At 49.7% G+C, this 17,990-nt stretch carries 13 protein-coding genes and 1 pseudogene; 6 read left to right on the plus strand and 8 right to left on the minus strand.

The features are described 5' to 3' along the window. The first annotated feature begins 23 nt into the window (after positions 1-23). Both C2M34_RS02735 and C2M34_RS02740 read left to right on the plus strand, forming a co-directional pair. Positions 24-1,226: a S41 family peptidase gene (locus tag C2M34_RS02735; RefSeq protein ID WP_105199466.1), complete on the plus strand. Its 1,203-nt coding sequence runs from the start codon at positions 24-26 to the stop codon at positions 1,224-1,226. A 100-nt stretch (positions 1,227-1,326) separates the two neighbouring features. Further along, positions 1,327-2,097: a divergent polysaccharide deacetylase family protein gene (locus tag C2M34_RS02740; RefSeq protein ID WP_234398759.1), complete on the plus strand. Its 771-nt coding sequence runs from the start codon at positions 1,327-1,329 to the stop codon at positions 2,095-2,097. 74 nt (positions 2,098-2,171) lie between these two features. Here the strand turns inward: C2M34_RS02740 and tkt are convergent. After that, positions 2,172-4,162 (minus strand): annotated as a pseudogene (gene tkt / locus C2M34_RS02745) (transketolase). A gap of 347 nt (positions 4,163-4,509) precedes the next feature. On the opposite strand from tkt, the gene metK reads away from it, so the two are divergent. Further along, complete coding sequence (metK, locus tag C2M34_RS02750; protein WP_105188405.1) at positions 4,510-5,661, plus strand: methionine adenosyltransferase; 1,152 nt, start codon at positions 4,510-4,512, stop codon at positions 5,659-5,661. 52 nt (positions 5,662-5,713) lie between these two features. Here metK and C2M34_RS02755 read toward each other — a convergent pair whose 3' ends face one another. Next, positions 5,714-6,379, minus strand: a complete 666-nt coding sequence (locus tag C2M34_RS02755; RefSeq protein ID WP_158681381.1) for an START domain-containing protein — start codon at positions 6,377-6,379, stop codon at positions 5,714-5,716. After that, positions 6,339-7,862, minus strand: coding sequence for a CYTH and CHAD domain-containing protein (locus C2M34_RS02760; RefSeq protein WP_105199463.1), 1,524 nt, complete (start codon positions 7,860-7,862; stop codon positions 6,339-6,341). Before C2M34_RS02760 ends, C2M34_RS02755 begins: the two co-directional genes overlap by 41 nt. A 200-nt stretch (positions 7,863-8,062) precedes the next feature. Here C2M34_RS02760 and C2M34_RS02765 point away from each other — a divergent pair, with 200 nt between their 5' ends. After that, the gene (locus C2M34_RS02765; RefSeq protein WP_105258003.1) at positions 8,063-8,653 is read left to right on the plus strand and encodes a TIGR04211 family SH3 domain-containing protein; all 591 of its coding nucleotides are present in this window, start codon (positions 8,063-8,065) and stop codon (positions 8,651-8,653) included. Positions 8,654-8,721: 68 nt separating this feature from the next. Here C2M34_RS02765 and C2M34_RS02770 read toward each other — a convergent pair whose 3' ends face one another. After that, positions 8,722-9,204 carry a winged helix-turn-helix transcriptional regulator gene (locus C2M34_RS02770; RefSeq protein WP_105199461.1) on the minus strand — a complete coding sequence of 161 codons (483 nt, stop codon included), beginning with the start codon at positions 9,202-9,204 and terminating at the stop codon, positions 8,722-8,724. A 284-nt stretch (positions 9,205-9,488) separates the two neighbouring features. Here C2M34_RS02770 and putA point away from each other — a divergent pair, with 284 nt between their 5' ends. Next, complete coding sequence (gene putA, locus C2M34_RS02775; protein WP_105258004.1) at positions 9,489-13,292, plus strand: bifunctional proline dehydrogenase/L-glutamate gamma-semialdehyde dehydrogenase PutA; 3,804 nt, start codon at positions 9,489-9,491, stop codon at positions 13,290-13,292. An 85-nt stretch (positions 13,293-13,377) separates the two neighbouring features. Here the strand turns inward: putA and C2M34_RS02780 are convergent, their stop codons facing one another. Together C2M34_RS02780 and C2M34_RS02785 are read right to left on the minus strand one after the other, a co-directional pair. Next, positions 13,378-14,445, minus strand: a complete 1,068-nt coding sequence (locus C2M34_RS02780) for a general secretion pathway protein GspB (RefSeq protein WP_105258005.1) — start codon at positions 14,443-14,445, stop codon at positions 13,378-13,380. 9 nt (positions 14,446-14,454) lie between these two features. Next, positions 14,455-15,378, minus strand: a complete 924-nt coding sequence (locus C2M34_RS02785; RefSeq protein WP_105199756.1) for an ExeA family protein — start codon at positions 15,376-15,378, stop codon at positions 14,455-14,457. 165 nt (positions 15,379-15,543) lie between these two features. On the opposite strand from C2M34_RS02785, the gene C2M34_RS02790 reads away from it, so the two are divergent. After that, positions 15,544-16,650, plus strand: coding sequence for a tRNA nucleotidyltransferase (locus C2M34_RS02790; RefSeq protein WP_105258006.1), 1,107 nt, complete (start codon positions 15,544-15,546; stop codon positions 16,648-16,650). A gap of 55 nt (positions 16,651-16,705) precedes the next feature. On the opposite strand, the gene C2M34_RS02795 is transcribed toward C2M34_RS02790, so the two are convergent. Together C2M34_RS02795 and folK are read right to left on the minus strand one after the other, a co-directional pair. Then, the gene (locus C2M34_RS02795; protein ID WP_105258007.1) at positions 16,706-17,509 is read right to left on the minus strand and encodes an undecaprenyl-diphosphate phosphatase; all 804 of its coding nucleotides are present in this window, start codon (positions 17,507-17,509) and stop codon (positions 16,706-16,708) included. Further along, positions 17,506-17,988 carry a 2-amino-4-hydroxy-6-hydroxymethyldihydropteridine diphosphokinase gene (gene folK / locus C2M34_RS02800; RefSeq protein ID WP_105199456.1) on the minus strand — a complete coding sequence of 161 codons (483 nt, stop codon included), beginning with the start codon at positions 17,986-17,988 and terminating at the stop codon, positions 17,506-17,508. The genes C2M34_RS02795 and folK overlap by 4 nt, the downstream gene beginning before the upstream one ends. Positions 17,989-17,990: the final 2 nt, after the last annotated feature.

Genomic DNA, 17,990 nt, shown 5'->3' on the forward strand with positions numbered 1-17,990 from the left:
GGCTGCGCCACAAGGGGCAGCCTATGTTTGCATATAACGCACTCATTTTTAGGCACTTTTTAAACTGGTGCCTAGCCATAGCGCTAAGCATTTGCAGTGCTTCAGCAGCGGCGCAGGAAAGCCAGCTCGAAGAAGTTTTATTTCATATAAACCACTTTTATGTCGAGGAAGTGGACCGTGCCAAGCTGGATCAACATGTGCTGAGCAGCCTGCTTAGCGAGCTTGACCCCTACAGCGAATACCTGGATGAGCAGGAATTAAAACGCCTGTTTGATGTTACCAATGGCGAATATAAGGGCCTGGGAATCGAGGTCGAAAAACGCCAGGATCATGTGGTCATCGTCTCGGCACTGCCCAATTCTCCGGCTCAGGCTGCCGGCTTGTTAGGCGGTGATATTTTATTGGCTATCAACAATGTAGCTGTGATAGATAAGTCCCTGGAAGATGTCTCTAAGCTGATCAACAGCCGCGAAAATGGTGAAGTGACTTTGGCCATTGCCCGTGCCGGCCATTCACAACGACTCGATTTTCACCTCACCCGCCAACCCATACATATAGAAAGCGTTAACAGCGAGCTGCAAGCCAATCGCACCGGATACCTGCGCATCAACAGCTTTAATAACCACAGTTTTCATGATGTCGCCCGCCATATTACCAAGATGCAGCAGCAAAGCGGCACGGCACTCAAAGGCCTGCTCATTGATTTGCGCGATAATCCGGGCGGCACCTTCGACAGTGCCATCAATATTGCCGACCTGTTTCTCTCCACCGGCACCATAGTCTCGACCCGAGGACGCTTTATCGAAGCCAATCAAAGGTTTGATGCCCAGCCGGGGGATATCTTAGAAGGCGCGCCCATAGTGGTGTTGATCAACCAAGGTTCGGCGTCGGCGGCAGAAATTGTAGCCGGTGCCTTAAAAGACAACCACAGAGCCAAGGTGGTGGGAACCCGCTCTTACGGCAAGGGTTCGGTGCAATCGCTTATCCCATTAGGCGATGGTCGCAGCGCCTTAAAACTGACTACTGCTAAATACTATACGCCGGCCGGTATCTCTATCGAGGGAACTGGGATCACCCCGGATGTCGCTATTTTGCAACCAGACCTTTCCCAATCAAATAAAGAGGTTATAATCAATTTAGCGGCTGGAAAAAGCGCCAATAGTAATTTGACTGCATTATTGGACACGCAGTTAATAAAAGCCCAGCAACTACTAGAAGAATATTAAAAAATAATAATAGTGAGCCAGTGCGCAAAACATTGGCTCGAATAAAACCAATAGCATTAATGCCTTGGTTAATAACATCAACAGAAGAATAAATATTACTGTGCACATACTAAAATGGATTGCCGTGGTTGTGCTCTTGGCTTGTCTGCTGGCAAGTCCATCGGTACAAGCAAAACAGGTGGCCATCGTTATCGACGATATTGGTTATCAACGTCATGATTTGTCCGCCTTAAACATACCTGGACAGCTTACGTTTGCCATCTTGCCCTTCACTCCCTATGCCGCGCGCTTTGCGACTCAAGCCAATGAGCAACAAAAAGAAATTATGCTTCATGCGCCCATGCAATCGCTCAATGATCTAGCCCTTGGACCCGGCGCCCTGACCATGGATATGCCCAAAGAAGACTTCCAGAGCAGATTAAAAGAAGCCTTAAGCAGCTTGCCCAATATTAAGGGCGTAAATAACCACATGGGCTCATTGCTGACCCAGCAAAATATGCCGATGAATTGGACCATGGAAGTGCTCAAGGAGCAGAAGCTGTATTTTCTCGACAGCAAAACCACGCCGCACTCCAAGGCGCAAAGTATAGCCAGCCTCTATGGCGTCGAGAATATAGCGCGACATGTATTTTTAGATAATATCACCAGCGAAAAACAACTGCGTTTTCGTTTTGATCAGCTTAAACGCATTGCCAAGAAGCATGACTATGCGGTGGCCATAGCTCACCCCTACCCAGAAACCTTTGCCTTTTTGCAAAGTGCCCTAGATGAGCTTAAAGCGGAAGGCATTGAGTTGGTGCCCCTGTCACAGCTGGTACAAGAGCGCACCTTACGTTTGGCTCAAGCTAAAAGCACCAAGACCAGCGAATAACAATAGCTCGTTTTTCTAAGGACATAAAAAAACCGCGCCATGCGCGGTTTTTTCTTATGTCTTTAAACAAGCGATTAGAATTGGCTGTTAGCCGCTGCTACCACATTGTCCACGGTGAAACCGAACAGCTTGAACAGCTCATCCGCCGGCGCCGACTCACCAAAGGTAGTCATGCCGATCACCTTGCCGTTAAGGCCTACATACTTGTACCAGAAGTCGGCAATACCAGCTTCAACGGCAACGCGACGAGTCACAGCAGCCGGTAGTACAGATTCTTTATAAGCCGCATCTTGCTCATCGAATAGATCCGTTGACGGCATTGAGACCACACGTACCTGTTTGCCTTGAGCACGTAATTCAGCGGCTGCATCCATGGTCAGTTGAACTTCTGAACCGGTAGCGATCAGGATCACTTCAGGGTTGCCGTCACAGCTTAGTACATAGCCGCCTTTCTTAACGTTGGCCAACTGCTCTGCAGTACGCGCTTGCTGCGCCAGACCCTGACGGGTAAAGACCAGTGACGTTGGACCGTCTTTGCGCTCGATAGCTTGTTGCCAAGCGATAGCCGACTCAACCTGATCACAAGGACGCCAGTTAACTAGGTTAGGGGTATAACGCAGGCTCGCCATTTGCTCTACCGGCTGGTGCGTTGGGCCATCTTCACCCAGACCGATTGAGTCATGGGTATAAACGAAGATGCTTGGCGTTTTCATCAGCGCCGCCATACGCACCGCGTTACGGGCATATTCCATAAACATCAGGAAGGTAGCACCGTAAGGGATAAAGCCCTTGTGCAGCGCGATACCGTTCATGATCGCCGACATACCGAACTCACGCACACCGTAGAAGATGTAGTTACCGTTGGCATCATCGCTGGTCAAGCCTTTAGAACCACTCCAAAGCGTTAGGTTTGAGCCGGCCAGGTCCGCAGAACCGCCCATAAACTCTGGCAACATAGGACCAAAGGCATTCAGGGCATTTTGTGATGCTTTACGGGTCGCCGGGTTATCCGGGTTTGCTTGTAGCTGCTCGATATAGGCTTGTGACTTTTCCGCCCAATCTGCTGGCAGCTCACTGTTTTGACGACGCTCAAATTCCGCTGCTAGTTCAGGGAACTCAGCCTTATAGGCAGCAAACTTGTCTTTCCAGCTTTGCTCTTTTTGCTGACCTGCTTCTTTGGCATCCCACTGGCTGTAAACGTCCTGAGGGATCACGAAAGGTTCGTGGCTCCAGCCCAGAAACTCACGTGCCGCTTTAATTTCTTCATCACCTAGAGGCGCGCCGTGACAGTCATGGCTGCCCGATTTATTCGGTGAGCCGTAACCGATAACGGTTTTACAACAGATAAGGGTTGGCTTGTCGCCATTAGCACGACCTTCTTCGATGGCCGCACGAATCGCTTCGCTGTCGTGACCATCAACGCCACGAACTACGTGCCAGCCGTATGCTTCGAAACGAGCAGGCGTATCATCGCTGAACCAGCCTTCTACTTCACCGTCGATTGAAATGCCGTTGTCATCCCAAAACGCGATCAACTTACCTAGACCTAAAGTGCCGGCCAATGAACAGGCTTCGTGAGAGATACCTCCATCAAGCAGCCATCACCCAAGAAGGTATAAGTGTAGTGATCAACGATATCGTGACCGTCACGGTTAAATTGTGCCGCCAAAGCTTTCTCGGCGATAGCCATACCCACGGCATTGGTAATACCTTGGCCTAGTGGGCCGGTAGTGGTTTCTACGCCCGGCGCATAACCATACTCAGGGTGACCCGGTGTTTTTGAATGCAATTGACGGAAGTTTTTGATTTCTTCCATAGGCAGGTCATAGCCGCTTAGGTGTAACAGCGAATAAATCAGCATTGAACCGTGGCCATTGGACAGGATAAATCGGTCGCGATCAGCCCAATCAGGATTCGTTGGGTTGTGCTTCAAATAGTCGCGCCAAAGGACTTCGGCGATATCCGCCATGCCCATAGGGGCACCCGGGTGACCTGATTTAGCTTGTTGAACGGCGTCCATAGACAAGACGCGAATGGCGTTAGCGAGTTCTTTGCGAGATGGCATGAATTCTCCTACCTTTATATGTATTTGCGCTGGAAGATTCGCCTTTGCTCAAGCTAGCGAAGGCAAAATAGGTGCCCATTTTTACTTATTCATACGCCCCCTGCAAATAAAACTTGCGGCCAAAGTGAGCGACTTTAGAATTACTCATCAACTAGAGTAATTACTTCAGCTGATTTCGGGCAGTTGACGAGTTTGGCGAGTGAAAAGAAGTATTTTGGACGTCTAGGCGTAAAATTGCTATGCAAGGTGCGATCATTTAGCTAGAATATGCGCCTTATTTTTATGCTGCGCTGCGCCCAGAGGTTGGTGACGAGTTTGGGAAGCGCGAGACTTGTGAGAAGAAGCCAATGGCAAAACATTTATTTACTTCTGAGTCAGTATCTGAGGGACACCCGGATAAAATCGCTGACCAAATTTCAGATGCGGTATTAGATGCTATTTTGGAGCAAGACCCGCACGCCCGTGTCGCTTGTGAAACCTATGTAAAGACCGGCATGGTTATGGTTGGCGGTGAGATCACCACCAGCGCTTGGGTTGATATCGAAGAACTTACGCGTAAAACAGTACGTGAAATTGGCTACACCCACTCAGACATGGGGTTCGATGCCGATTCATGTGCCATCCTAAACACCATTGGTAAACAGTCTCCTGACATCAACCAAGGTGTTGACCGTGCTCGCCCTGAAGATCAAGGCGCCGGTGACCAGGGTCTAATGTTCGGTTACGCGTGTAACGAAACAGACGTATTGATGCCTGCTCCTATTACCTATTCACACCGCCTGGTACAGCGTCAAGCGCACGTACGTAAAAACGGCGAGCTTCCTTGGCTTCGTCCGGATGCAAAGTCTCAGGTAACTTTTGCTTATGAAAATGGCAAAGCAGTTGGTATCGACGCAGTTGTACTATCAACGCAGCACTGTGACACCATTTCACAGGACGCTTTAGTAGAAGCCGTGATGGAAACCATCATCAAACCAACGCTTCCGGCTGAGCTTATCACTTCAGCGACTAAGTTCTTTATCAACCCAACAGGCCGTTTCGTAATCGGTGGCCCTATGGGTGACTGTGGTCTGACTGGTCGTAAGATCATCGTTGATACATACGGTGGTATGGCTCGTCACGGTGGTGGTGCCTTCTCTGGTAAGGATCCATCAAAGGTTGACCGTTCAGCAGCCTACGCAGCTCGTTATGTTGCTAAGAACATTGTTGCTGCCGGTCTTGCAGATCGTTGTGAAATCCAAGTTTCTTACGCTATCGGTGTGGCCGAGCCTACCTCTATCAGCGTTGAAACCTTCGGCACAGGTAAACTGGACGAAGAGCACCTAATTGCACTTATCCGCAAGCACTTCGACCTGCGTCCTTACGGCCTGATCCAGATGCTTGACCTTGAGCGTCCTATTTATCAGCCTACCGCTGCTTACGGTCACTTCGGTCGCGACGAATTCCCATGGGAAGCGACAGACAAAGTAGAAGCATTAAAAGCAGACGCAGGTTTTTAAGACTGCAACAGCTTAGAAAAAAGCGCTCATTGAGCGCTTTTTTTATGCCTGTCTAAAAGGAGGAGCAATCGCCCTCTTGCAATGGCAGGGGTGACATGACCTGGGTCTTAGGCAGCACTCGGCGTAAATTCATTAGCGTCTTATACACGCTTTTTAACGACACCTTATTACTGAGCCAGGTAGGAATGGCACCACCGGGATCGGCCTCGACCCGATATTCCAACACCAAACCATCTGTTCGTGACGTTAGTACCCACAGCGCTTCTAATTCCTTGATCCTTACTCTTCCCTTGCCCACATCCCTATCCGGGTCAACACTGCGAATTAATAATCGCGAACTTTGTTCGTCGAGGGCTTCATAGCAGGACTCGGTATACAGCTCCCTGTCGGCCACCGGCCAGGGCGAATTCAGGTGGGTAAAAACCAGGGTGCGATTGGCGCTGGGACTGTCTAGCAGATTAACGCGCTTAACGCCCTCAAGCCAATCGGGCGCATGCTCGGTATCGTGCAACAGGCTGATAAATTGCGCCTTAGTGGCCTTAGCAACAAACAACTTGGCCTTAATAGCATAGTGACCTTGCGCCGTTTGATAATACTGCACCTGGTATTGCTGCGAGTGCTTCCAGGTGCGCCAATTTTCTTGCGCAGCAAAGGCGTGGCTTTGCGCGCTAAAGAGGCTAATCGCGCCAATAAGGCTGAATATTACGGGTCGCTTCACGACTTTGCTCCATGGCACCGAGTAGACTGTCCGTTTTCTGTGCGAGCCAGGCCTGGATTTTTGCCAGCTCTTCGCTGTCCTTGCCCTGACATAACTGGCCAAGATAATTAAGAGTAAACAGTTCGAAGGTGCCGTGGATGATATCCAGCCAGGGAGCACGGAAATTCATGCGTGCGTTTTCATCGAACAAGGCCCCTAAACAGCACCCGCTCAATAAGTTGCGCTCAAGACGGTGTTTTAGGCTTAAGTATTCATCACTCGACAACTGCGAGTCATTGTCGACCAAGGCGCGCATTTCATGCCAGTCAAATTCCAGCAAGTGAGCAGCAATATCATGGATATTTTTCTCCGCCGCCTGGAACTGAGACTGCCCCCATGACTGTCGCCAGCCGCGCTCGGTCAGCCAAATGGTCAGATCCAGCAGCAAGAGATTATAGCGCTTGCTGGTAAAGACCTTTTGCACTTCGTCTATGCTCGGCTGAACCGCTTTTAAATCTTCAATCACCTGCGCCAGCTCGGGCGCCGCATTGATTTTTTTGTAGTAGGCGTGCTTTTTCGAGGTAAAGGTTTTCAGTTGGATGGCCGTTTCCACCCAGCTTAATTCGCTTAGTAGCCACTTCAGTTCCGAGCGCAAACGCTCTGTGTCCTGCTTTTCAACGATGTCGCTAAACAACCACAGGCTGTGACGAATAAGGCTGACACCATCGGTAATACGCTTCAGGGTTTTTAAGCTCGGCTTTTGGAAATAGCACTCTTCGTGCTTTTGCACAAAGGTAATGCCATGGTTTAAACACTTCTCCAGCGCCCGCTCCTGCGAGTCGGCGTTGCTCAGTGCAACCATATCGATTTCCTTGCTCGCCACCAGCGGTTGGTCATCGGCCAAGCGATAACCGCGCGCCGCCTTTGAGTAGAGCCCCATGCGCAGCGGCAGGTTTTCGATCAGCTTTTCCGCCAGGGAAAAGAGCTCGCTGCGCTCGCCTTTAACCAGCTCGATTTCCAATTCGCAAATAGTCTCAACGCTGGCATTAGCGGCCACCTCTCCTTTATCCAACACCACTTCAATCAAGGTGCCGGCTTGAGTCTCTAACAGCCAGGTACGGCGAATAAAGTTAGTGCTAAACAGTGGATATAAATTGTCGGCAATGGCTTCAACCTGCACCCCGTGCGGCCAAATACTGGCGTCGAATTGACTGAGCTCGGGGCGGTTGCCTTCGATGGGCAAATTATACTCTGGACGCTGATGCAGCCCCCCGACATTCTCGCCGGCAAGCTTAATGGTTTGCTCGCATTGGCCATCGCTGCAGCGCGTGCGCAAACCTATATCCAGGGCCCGTAATTCACGGCTGGGAGTATCAAAATAGGCATTTTGCAGATTACGCGAAGGCTTGTTGGTAACGGTTTTTGCAAACTGTGTGATAAGTGCTGGAATCGACGGGATGACCGCCTCAGAAACTAAAAATTTCAGCTCTATTTCAGTGTCCATACGTTCTAGAAGACCAATGAAATTGACAAGAAGACAACATAAACAAAGCCATCAATGAATGCAAACTTTTTGCATTCATTTCCCAGTAATTTAAGCCCTTAGCCGCGGGGTTGGGTTACAAAATCGGCCTTGCCATTCGCCACGCCAGCCAATAATATGCCCCAATCAACATCTTATTTACGTAAACAAGGTTTAGTTGCATGCTAAAACACCTGTGTGTTGCGCTGCTTTTTATTTCCAGCGCACTAATCACCAAAATGGCCATTGCCGCCCCCAGCACCGCTTATATCAGTGATGATCTCTATATTTTCATGCACTCGGGGGCAGGTAAAAACTACCGCATTATCGGCTCAGTAAACGCTGGCACCGAAATCAAGCTGGTTACCGGCACTGAAAATAACGGCTTTTTTGAGGTTGTTGACGACAAAGAGCGCCAAGGCTGGGTAGAAAGCAAGTATATTAATCAGGAGCAGAGCCTCAAGGTTAAACACGAGAACCTTGCCGAAGAGCTGGCCAGCACCCAACAAAAACTACGTGATGTGCAGGCACAGGTGCCACAGCTGCAAAGCATGAACAGCGATTTGAGCACACAAACCGAGCAGTTGCAGGCCCAGCTTGATCAAGCCATTGCCGAACGCGATGCCATTCAAACCAAACAGCAGAATCTGCGGGCAAAAGAAAAGCGCCAGTTACTGACCTATGGCGGTGCCATTGCCTTTATCGGTTTATTCTTAGGTATTATTTTGACCATCTTTCTGTCGCGCCGAAAGCGCTACGATGGTTGGGCGTAAACTCACTTTTACATGAGTTATCGAAAAAAGAGCGCCTAGGCGCTCTTTTTTGTAGCAAAGGGAAGCTGTTATAAGTCGATACGCAGACCGGTATCTTCTTTCACCTTTTCAATCACCATATAGGTATGGTGCGTGCCCACCCCGGGTATATCGACCAGATCACCAAGCACCTGACGATACTCGTTCATATCACTTACACGCACCTTGAGCAGGTAATCATAGCCCCCGGCCACCATATCGCACTCCACCACTTGTGGGGTTTTAACTATGTGTTCTTTAAATGTTTTAAACACAGAGGTATTCGAGGTTACCAGTGACACCTGTACATGGGCCAAGAGGCTCTGGTTGAGCTTCTGCTCACTGAGCTTAGCAAAATAGCCTTCGATAAAACCCTCAGCTTCAAGGCGTTTAACCCTGTCCAGGCAGGGACTTGGACTCAGGTTTACCTGTTTAGCCAGGTTTACATTGGAGATGCGACCATTTTTTTGCAGCTCATCAAGGATGGCTAAATCTATCCTATCTAGGACACGAGACTTGGCTATTAGAGACATAACAGAATTTTATACGGGCAAGCTACAAATATACCCTGTAAATTATCGTAATTGCCAAAATTAAACCAGCATATTCTGCGGTATTTTCTTTAGAATGCCCGCGAATGTGTAGTCATTAAGAGCACAATCTTAACCACATACTGAATATCCACGTAGGTAAAAATCTACACTCTCGCAGTTAGAACCTACAATGTAGTAATTGTCGTAACCGAGGCCCCACCATCCCACCTTATGGTGTTGGGTACAGTTGCTATGTTTAGACTCCGTTATTTTGAGGGTTGCTTATGTTATTTGAAGGCAATTTGATTACAGAATGCCCCATCCGCCAGAAGATCCGTGACTTCTATCGCATTGACGAAAATGAAGTAATTGATCACATTCTTCCATTGGCTGAAGTAGGTGTTACGGCACGAAGCCGCGCATGGGAGCGCGCCCGTCAAATGGTATTGAATATCCGTAAAGACCAAGATGGTCAAAGCGGTGTTGACGCGCTATTAAACGAATTCTCTCTGTCCAGTGAAGAAGGCGTGGTGTTAATGTGTTTGGCCGAAGCGCTACTGCGCGTGCCAGATAAAGCAACACAAGAACAACTTATTCGCGACAAACTAGCCAATGGCGACTGGAGCTCACACTTAGGTGCAAGTGACTCACTGTTTGTAAATGCATCTTCTTGGGGCCTATTAGTAACCGGTAAAATGGTTAACTACAGTGACAAGAATAAAGAAGACCAGTTCGGCCTGCTAAAACGTACCGTAGGTCGCCTGGGTGAGCCGGTTATTCGTAAGTCTGTAAACTTCGCCATGAAGATCATGGGTAAGCAGTTCGTTATGGGTCAAACCATTGACGAAGCGATTGAGCGTGCTGCAGAAGCTGAAAGCAAGGGTTACGTTTACTCTTATGACATGCTAGGTGAAGGCGCACGCACCATGCGTGATGCTGAGCGTTACTACAACAGCTACGTTATGGCGATTCATGCCATAGGCAAAGCGGCCAATGGCCGGGGCCCGGTGAAAAGTCCTGGTATCTCGGTAAAACTTTCAGCTATCCACCCGCGCTATGAGTTCACTCACCGTGACCGCGTCATGGAAGAGATTGTACCTAAGCTAAAAGACCTGGCACTACTTGCCAAGCAATACGACATCGGCCTGACCGTTGATGCCGAAGAAGCAGACCGTCTTGATATCTCACTAGACATTATCGAAGCCGTATTCAGCGACGCCGAGCTTGGCGACTGGCAAGGTTTTGGTCTGGCGGTTCAGGCTTACCAAAAACGTGCAATTTTCGTTATTGAATGGCTAACCAACCTGGCTCGCCGCGTTGGCCGCAAGCTAATGGTGCGTTTGGTTAAAGGTGCCTACTGGGATACCGAAATCAAAACCACACAGCAAGATGGTTTAAGCCACTTCCCGGTATTTACTCGTAAAGCGACCACAGACGTATCTTACAAAGCCTGTGCTATTAAATTAATGGATGCACGCGATGCGATTTACCCGCAATTTGCAACGCACAATGCCTACACGGCTGCAACCATTCTGGAAGTAGCCAAGGGTGATAACCAGGGCTTTGAATTCCAGCGTCTTCACGGCATGGGTGAGTCTCTGTTCGATCAGGTTGTAACTCAAGAAAAGATTCAGTGTCGTGTGTATGCACCTGTTGGTCAACACGAAGACCTGCTTGCTTACTTGGTACGTCGCCTGCTTGAAAACGGTGCTAACTCATCGTTTGTTAACGCCATCGTTGATACCACTAAGCCTGTTGAAGAGTTACTGCCGGATCCGGTAGAAACCCTGCAAGGTCTACGTAACAAGTACAACAAGCAAATTAAGCTACCGATTGAGCTTTATGGTGACGAGCGTCCAAACTCAAAGGGTATGGACTTAACCGACATCAATGTGATCACCCCACTAAAAGCCAATATGGATGCCTGGTTTGCCGAGCACCTTATCTCGGAAGAGCAAGTTGCTGAAGGTAACCTGGCGGTACGCAACCCTGCGAACCACAAAGAGATTATCGGTCAGCACCGCCTACACACAGGCGATGAGATGCAAACCCTGCTGGCAAACGCAGAAAATGCCTTTACCTCTTGGTCGGCAACGCCTGTTAAAGAGCGTGCGGATCTATTACGTCGCATCGCAGATATCCTAGAGCGTCATAATGACGAACTAGTGGCTCTTTGTATTAAAGAAGCCGGTAAGATCACTCAAGACGGTATCGATGAAGTACGTGAAGCGGTGGATTTCTGTCGTTACTATGCCGCACGTGCAGAAGAGTTATCACAGGACGAGCGTTTTGAAGCCCGCGGTGTGGTGCTATGTATCAGCCCGTGGAACTTCCCACTTGCCATCTTCCTAGGTCAGGTTGTAGCTGCCATTGTGACCGGTAACACGGTCATCGCCAAGCCAGCAGAGCAAACCAGTCTTATCGCATTACGCGCCATCGAGCTAATGCAATATGTAGGTCTGCCTGAGCACGTGGTGCAGCCGGTTATCGCTCGCGGTAGCGAAGTAGGTAAGCACATAGTGCCTGATGAGCGCATTCAAGCAGTGATGTTCACCGGTTCAACGGAAACAGGTACGCTTATTTCACAAACTCTGGCCGCTCGTAACGACATCCAGGTTCCGCTTATCGCCGAAACCGGTGGTCAGAACTGTATGATCGTGGACTCTACCGCTCTGCCTGAGCAGGTAGTAGACGATGTGGTTAAGTCTGGCTTCCAAAGTGCCGGTCAACGCTGTTCTGCACTACGCGTATTGTTCCTACAAGACGACGTAGCCGACGGCATTATCGAGATGCTTAAAGGTGCTATGGCCGAGCTTCACATTGGCGATCCGGCTTACTTGTCTACGGATATAGGTCCGGTAATCGACGAAAAAGCACTGAAAGCGCTGACCGCTCACGTTGAATACCTAAAAGGCAATGGCACCTTACATTATCAATGTGATATCCCTGACAACAGCGAAAATGGTGCCTTCTTCTTTGCACCACGTTTGTATGAAATCAAAGACTTGTCTGTGCTTAAGCGCGAAGTATTTGGCCCTATCGTGCATATCGTTCGCTTTAAAGCGGGTGAACTTGATAACGTGATTGATCAAATCAATAACACGGGTTACGGCCTGACTATGGGTGTTCACTCACGTATTGAAGAGCGTTGCGAGTACGTTGCCCGTCAATCTCGTGCCGGTAACGTCTACGTTAACCGTAATATGATCGGTGCTATCGTTGGTGTGCAGCCGTTCGGTGGTCGTGGTCTTTCTGGTACCGGTCCTAAAGCAGGTGGTCCTAACTACCTACTTCGCCTGGTTAAAGAGAAAGCCTCTCCAGAGAACGTGCAGATGACGAACTTACCAGCGGATGAAGCGGATCAACACCACTATTCGGGTGCTGCTGAAAAGGTAGAAGCACTGATGAGTGCCTCAATGCGCGATGAGAAGATCTGGCGTGCAACGGCGCTGAATGACCGTGTATCGGCACTTCGTCAGCTATTGGCGAAAGTGGCTACGGTTGAGATCATCGACGAACTAGCCGATGACCTGGCCAAGACCCTGAGCGATGCGCGTACTCAGCTTAACCGCATTGAAAAGCGTATGAAGCGTCCTAAGGTATTGCCTGGGCCAACGGGTGAATCAAACATCCTGTATCTTGAGCCGCGCGGCTGTGTGGTTTGTTACGCAGATAAGAGTACCTCGTTCAACTTCTGGGCGATTTCTATTATCACTGCGCTGGCAGCGGGTAACACGGTTATCACAGTTGCCTCTGAGCTATTCTATGAAGAAGCTCTGGCGTTCCGCGATAAATTCATTGCTACCGGTGTAGCCGAGGGCGTATTACAGGTGGCTAAGCCGAATCAGCTACAAGCTATTTTGGCACACTCTCACCTTGCCGGTGCGGTTGTTGCTGCACGCTCGTCTCGCTTGGGCTACTTCGCACAGCAGTTAGCAAACCGTAAGGGGGCTATCCTGCCGGTGATCAGTGCCGAGTACTACGATACCCTGATCAACCGTCTATTGACGGAAAAGACCATCAGTATCGATACCACGGCATCCGGTGGTAACACCTCATTGATGACCCTGGTAGAAGACGAAGAATAAGTCGTAAGCTACTGAAAAAGGCGCCAATTGGCGCCTTTTTTATTACTCTCTCAACGTCTAAACGCCGATAAACCTATGCCTCTTATTAAGGCCAGTCTTGCATTGCCTCAAGGGAAAACTCATAGTTATCAATGCTTAAAATTGTCTGCTCCGGGGTGATCTCCACAACCCGTATGCGACCCACATTGTCACCCTCATACAGCTCATAACCATTAAGTTTAATCCAACGTCTATCCTGCGCGGTGGCATAAATATGGGCTTGATAGACCAAGGATGGAATGCGGCTCTGAATCGCCTCCGGCAATAATTCGATGGGCTCTACCATGGCACTGCTGCGCGATGCGGTAGTGACGGAATCATCATTCTGCATGCCTGCGGTAGCGGCGACGGCATCGGCAAAGGCACGTTTTAAGTCGCTGGAAACTCCTTGTAACTCAGCATCGTTATAGCTAGGCGTCGAAGAGTAACCCTGCTGAGGTTGCTGATAAGCATTGTTGCCCTGCTCCATTGGCTTACCCACCACCTTATATTGACTGGTATCGACCGGCTGCGCCCCAGGATTAAAGGTTTGCGGATATTGGCCGGCATTGGCCATCATAGGATTACCATAAGCGGGAACCCATTGCATATAAGTGCCAGGGCCATAGGCCTGGGGCATTTGTCCCATCACATAAACGGGCACCATTTGTTGATAAGGCTGGGCAAATTGCACCGGCACCTGCAGAGCATTCAAGTTAACCTGCCCCTGCGGTAGCCCCTGCGCTACGGATTGACCAACCTGCTGGCCTGTCACTTGATTCTGCGGATTATTAACTGGCTGTGCTTGATTTGTAGCCAGCTCGGCATTCACCTGAGCCGATGAAGCGGTTTGGGCGGCGGTCACATTTGCCTTGGTAGACTGCTGCTCCTGTGCTTGCATTTGCGCTTGCATCTGGGCCTTGGCCTGTACTAACAATTCATTGCTATTATCCTGCCACCATTTACCGGCGAAATAGCCCACCACCAGAACCACGGCAATCACCACCAGGGCGACTAGGCCCCAGCTTAGGCGGCGATAAAAGTCTAACGCCTCTTGCTGCGATGTATCGGGCTCAGATTCTAGGGCACTCGATTGATTTTGTGATTGTTTTAATGCGTCTAATAACAGCGACATAGTAGAGCCCTAAATAAAGTAAGATAAGCCAATGCCCACGGCGAACAGCATCATAACCCCGCCTAGGGTAAAAACAAAACGTTTGCCTCGGCTCTCTGTGCCGTTATTTTTTTGACTCGGTAAGGTTTCCGGCAAGGCTTCTTTGGCCGCCTGAGTCACTAATTTTTTGCTGACCTGATTAACCTGGGCCGAATAGGCACCGAGTAAGGCGCGTTCGCATAAGAGGTTAATCAAGCGCGGGATACCGCCAGTCAGTTGGTGAATTTGCTTTACCGCAGCACGATCAAAGAGGATCTGCCTGCCACCGGCAATTTTTAAGCGGTGCTTAACGTACGCATCGACCTGGGCCAGCGTCAGTGGCAACAGGTGGTATCGGGCGGTAATACGCTGTGCAAGCTGGCGCAGCTCATTGCGACGCAGTAAGGCCTGCAATTCCGGCTGGCCAACCAAAATAATCTGCAACAGCTTTTTATGGTTGGTTTCTAAGTTGGTAAGTAAACGCAGCTGTTCCAATACCTGAGGCGCCAAATGCTGTGCCTCATCGATGATCAGCATGGTATGACGACCATTAACATGGTTGCTTAGCAAACGCCCCTTAATGCGGTCGGTCAGCGTCTTCAAGGTGGCGTTTTGGTGATCATACTCGATCTCCAGCTCATCGCAGATACTCGCCAACAATTCCAACTCAGACAAGGTGGGATTAAGAATAAAGGCCACCTGGGTCGAATCTGGTACCTGCTCAAGCATGCACCGGGTTACCGTGGTTTTGCCGGTGCCCACCTCGCCGGTTAGCAACACAAAGCCGCCGGACTCACCCAACCCATGCGTCAGGTGCGCCAAGGCTTCATTATGGCGCTCACTGAGATAAAGGTACTCGGGGTTCGGGGCGATGGAAAAGGGTTTTTCGGTTAAGCCAAAGTAATCTAGATACACAAATAGGTCCTTAGTTTTTGCCACAGGCCTTACCCGGAAAACTTCCCTGGTAGGCACTAAGCGCTGCGGTTTAATTAAATTATCACTCGCACTTCTTATAATGGCAAAAAAACCGCCATGATAAAACTCTGTTACAATCATCTTTTTAGCCGCTCGGGAAAACGGATGCAAACATATTTAGTCGGTGGCGCGGTACGCGACCAGTTATTAGGGCGAGTCATCAAAGAGCGCGACTACGTGGTGGTGGGCGCGACTATAGAAGAAATGAAGCGACTTGGTTACACCCAGGTTGGCAAGGATTTCCCGGTATTTTTGCATCCACGCAGCAAGGAAGAATACGCCCTGGCGCGTACCGAGCGCAAACAAGGCCAGGGTTACACCGGCTTTATTTGCGACTTTAATCCGGATATTACCCTAGAGCAGGATTTAGAACGCCGCGACCTGACCGTCAACGCCATAGCCCAAGGTGAAGATGGCCAGCTTATCGACCCTTTTTGTGGCCAGGACGATATTGAAAAACGTTTGTTGCGCCATGTTAGCACCGCCTTTAGCGAAGACCCTTTGCGGGTATTACGCGTAGCCCGCTTCCGCGCCCGCTATCACTATCTCGGCTTTCATATAGCCGAAGAAACTCTGGCCCTGATGCGCGACATAGCCCATAGCGGTGAGCTTCAGGCACTGACCCCGGAACGTGTTTGGATGGAATGGCAAAAGGCTCTGGATGACGGTTATATTCATATCTTTATCGATGCTCTGGCTAAGTGCGATGCCCTGAGCGTACTCTGCCCCGAATTAGCAAACATATGGGCGAATGAAAAGCAGGGCCTGGAAGCGAAAATCGACTATGGCCGCAGCCATGATCACACCCCACCTTGTCAGTTTGCACAGGTGATGCAAGCGCTCGATACCAAGGCGCGCCAGACGTTTTATCAGCACTACCGGGTGCCAAAGCAATATATGGAGATCAGCGAAGCGCTGGCCAAGCATGGTGCCCTGCTCAGCCAAGAGAACTGGCAGGCCAAGGAACTGGTGACGCTTTTTAATGAGTTGGATATTTGGCGTCGCCCACAACGACTGGACGATTTGGTACAGGCGTATACGTGCGCCCAGCTCGGTGATTTTAGCCGCCACGCCCTATTGCTTAAGGCTGCCGAGGCGGCGCAACAGGTGAACGCGCAAACCTATATTGGTCAGGGTATAGAAGGGGCTGCCATTAAAACGGCACTGGCCCAGGGGCGACTTGAAGCTATTGAAAATGTCTTGGCCCCATAAAAGTAGGGGCCAAGTTTATTTCTCACTTTACGAGAAGATAAGAGAAAAGCGCGGGCTATTGATAAAGCAAAAACGCCAGTAAGCCGAAGCCCAGAAGTAAGCGGTAAATCACAAAGGGGAACATGCCCATGCGCTCGATAAACTTAAGGAATAAGAAGATACAGGCATAAGCGGCCATAAAGGATAAACCGGCGCCAAGGATCAGAGCTTGCCAGTCTACCGCTTGCTCACCCGTGGCCAGCTCTATAGTTTTAATAAGCCCCATGCCGCCAATCACAGGCACAGACAGCAAAAACGAAAAACGCGCCGCACTTTCCTTAGTCAAACCTAAAAATAAACCTGCCGTCATGGTGATACCCGAACGTGAAGTACCGGGAATAAGCGCAACGGCCTGGGCACAGCCGATCAGCAAGGCCGATTTCCAATTCAATTGATAGATGTTCTTTGTTTGTTTGGCCTTAATATCCGCCAGCCAGAGCACTAGGCCAAAAAAGATGGTGGTAATGGCGATCACTATGGCCGCGCGTAGATGCTGCTCAATCAGATCTTCAAAGAGCTTGCCGGCCAGGCCTGCAGGAATGGTTGCCAATAAGATATACCAGCCCAGTTTGCTGTCGTCGGTGGCGCCCTGAGAACAGAAGGATTTAAACCAGGCAACTAGGATATCGCCTATTTCCCTGCGAAAATAAATCATCACCGCCATTAAGGAGCCGACATGCACGGCCACATCAAAGGCCAGACCCTGATCCTGCCAGCCCAACAGCTGCGAAGGTAAAATCAGGTGGGCGGAGCTCGAAATGGGGAGAAACTCTGTCAGTCCTTGAATCACTGCCAATACAACAATAGCGAGAATACTCATTCGATAGTGACCTTCCATAGGTTTTGTTTTGATTTATCATAATCTTGCCAGAGTGTCGCAATGGTGGTTTGAGTAACCGGGTGCACCAGCTCTGGGGCCAGTTCAAACAAGGGCCAGAGCACAAAGGCATTTTTGGTGATCTCATCACGGGGCAACTGCGCCGGAGAGTCACAGATCACGTCATCATAAAACAACAGATCCAGATCCAATGTACGGGGGCTAAACTTTTTATCGTCGGGGGTGCGGCCGTTATCACGCTCAATCTGCTTGAGCAGGCTACAGACCTGAGCCAGGCTCATATCTGTGTCGGCCCCAGCCACAGAATTATAAAAATTACTGCCGTTAAAACCCACGGCTTCGCTTTCATACACATTGGAGTGTTGCAGTACGCCGAAATGTTGGCGCAGCGCACTTAACCCATTCAGAAGGTTTTCGCGCTTATTGATATTGGAGCCTAGGCTAATATAAATGCGAGCCATAA

The organism is Pseudoalteromonas sp. T1lg88 (assembly GCF_002964765.1).
Taxonomy (GTDB): domain Bacteria; phylum Pseudomonadota; class Gammaproteobacteria; order Enterobacterales; family Alteromonadaceae; genus Pseudoalteromonas.

Coding starts and splice junctions, on each gene's coding strand:
- putA (WP_105258004.1), top strand. CDS start 9,489: ATGTTATTTGAAGGCAATTTGATTACAGAATGCCCCATCCGCCAGAAG.
- C2M34_RS02790 (WP_105258006.1), top strand. CDS start 15,544: ATGCAAACATATTTAGTCGGTGGCGCGGTACGCGACCAGTTATTAGGG.
- C2M34_RS02735 (WP_105199466.1), top strand. CDS start 24: ATGTTTGCATATAACGCACTCATTTTTAGGCACTTTTTAAACTGGTGC.
- C2M34_RS02770 (WP_105199461.1), bottom strand. CDS start 9,204: ATGTCTCTAATAGCCAAGTCTCGTGTCCTAGATAGGATAGATTTAGCC.
- C2M34_RS02760 (WP_105199463.1), bottom strand. CDS start 7,862: ATGGACACTGAAATAGAGCTGAAATTTTTAGTTTCTGAGGCGGTCATC.
- C2M34_RS02795 (WP_105258007.1), bottom strand. CDS start 17,509: ATGAGTATTCTCGCTATTGTTGTATTGGCAGTGATTCAAGGACTGACA.
- C2M34_RS02765 (WP_105258003.1), top strand. CDS start 8,063: ATGCTAAAACACCTGTGTGTTGCGCTGCTTTTTATTTCCAGCGCACTA.
- C2M34_RS02780 (WP_105258005.1), bottom strand. CDS start 14,445: ATGTCGCTGTTATTAGACGCATTAAAACAATCACAAAATCAATCGAGT.
- folK (WP_105199456.1), bottom strand. CDS start 17,988: ATGGCTCGCATTTATATTAGCCTAGGCTCCAATATCAATAAGCGCGAA.
- metK (WP_105188405.1), top strand. CDS start 4,510: ATGGCAAAACATTTATTTACTTCTGAGTCAGTATCTGAGGGACACCCG.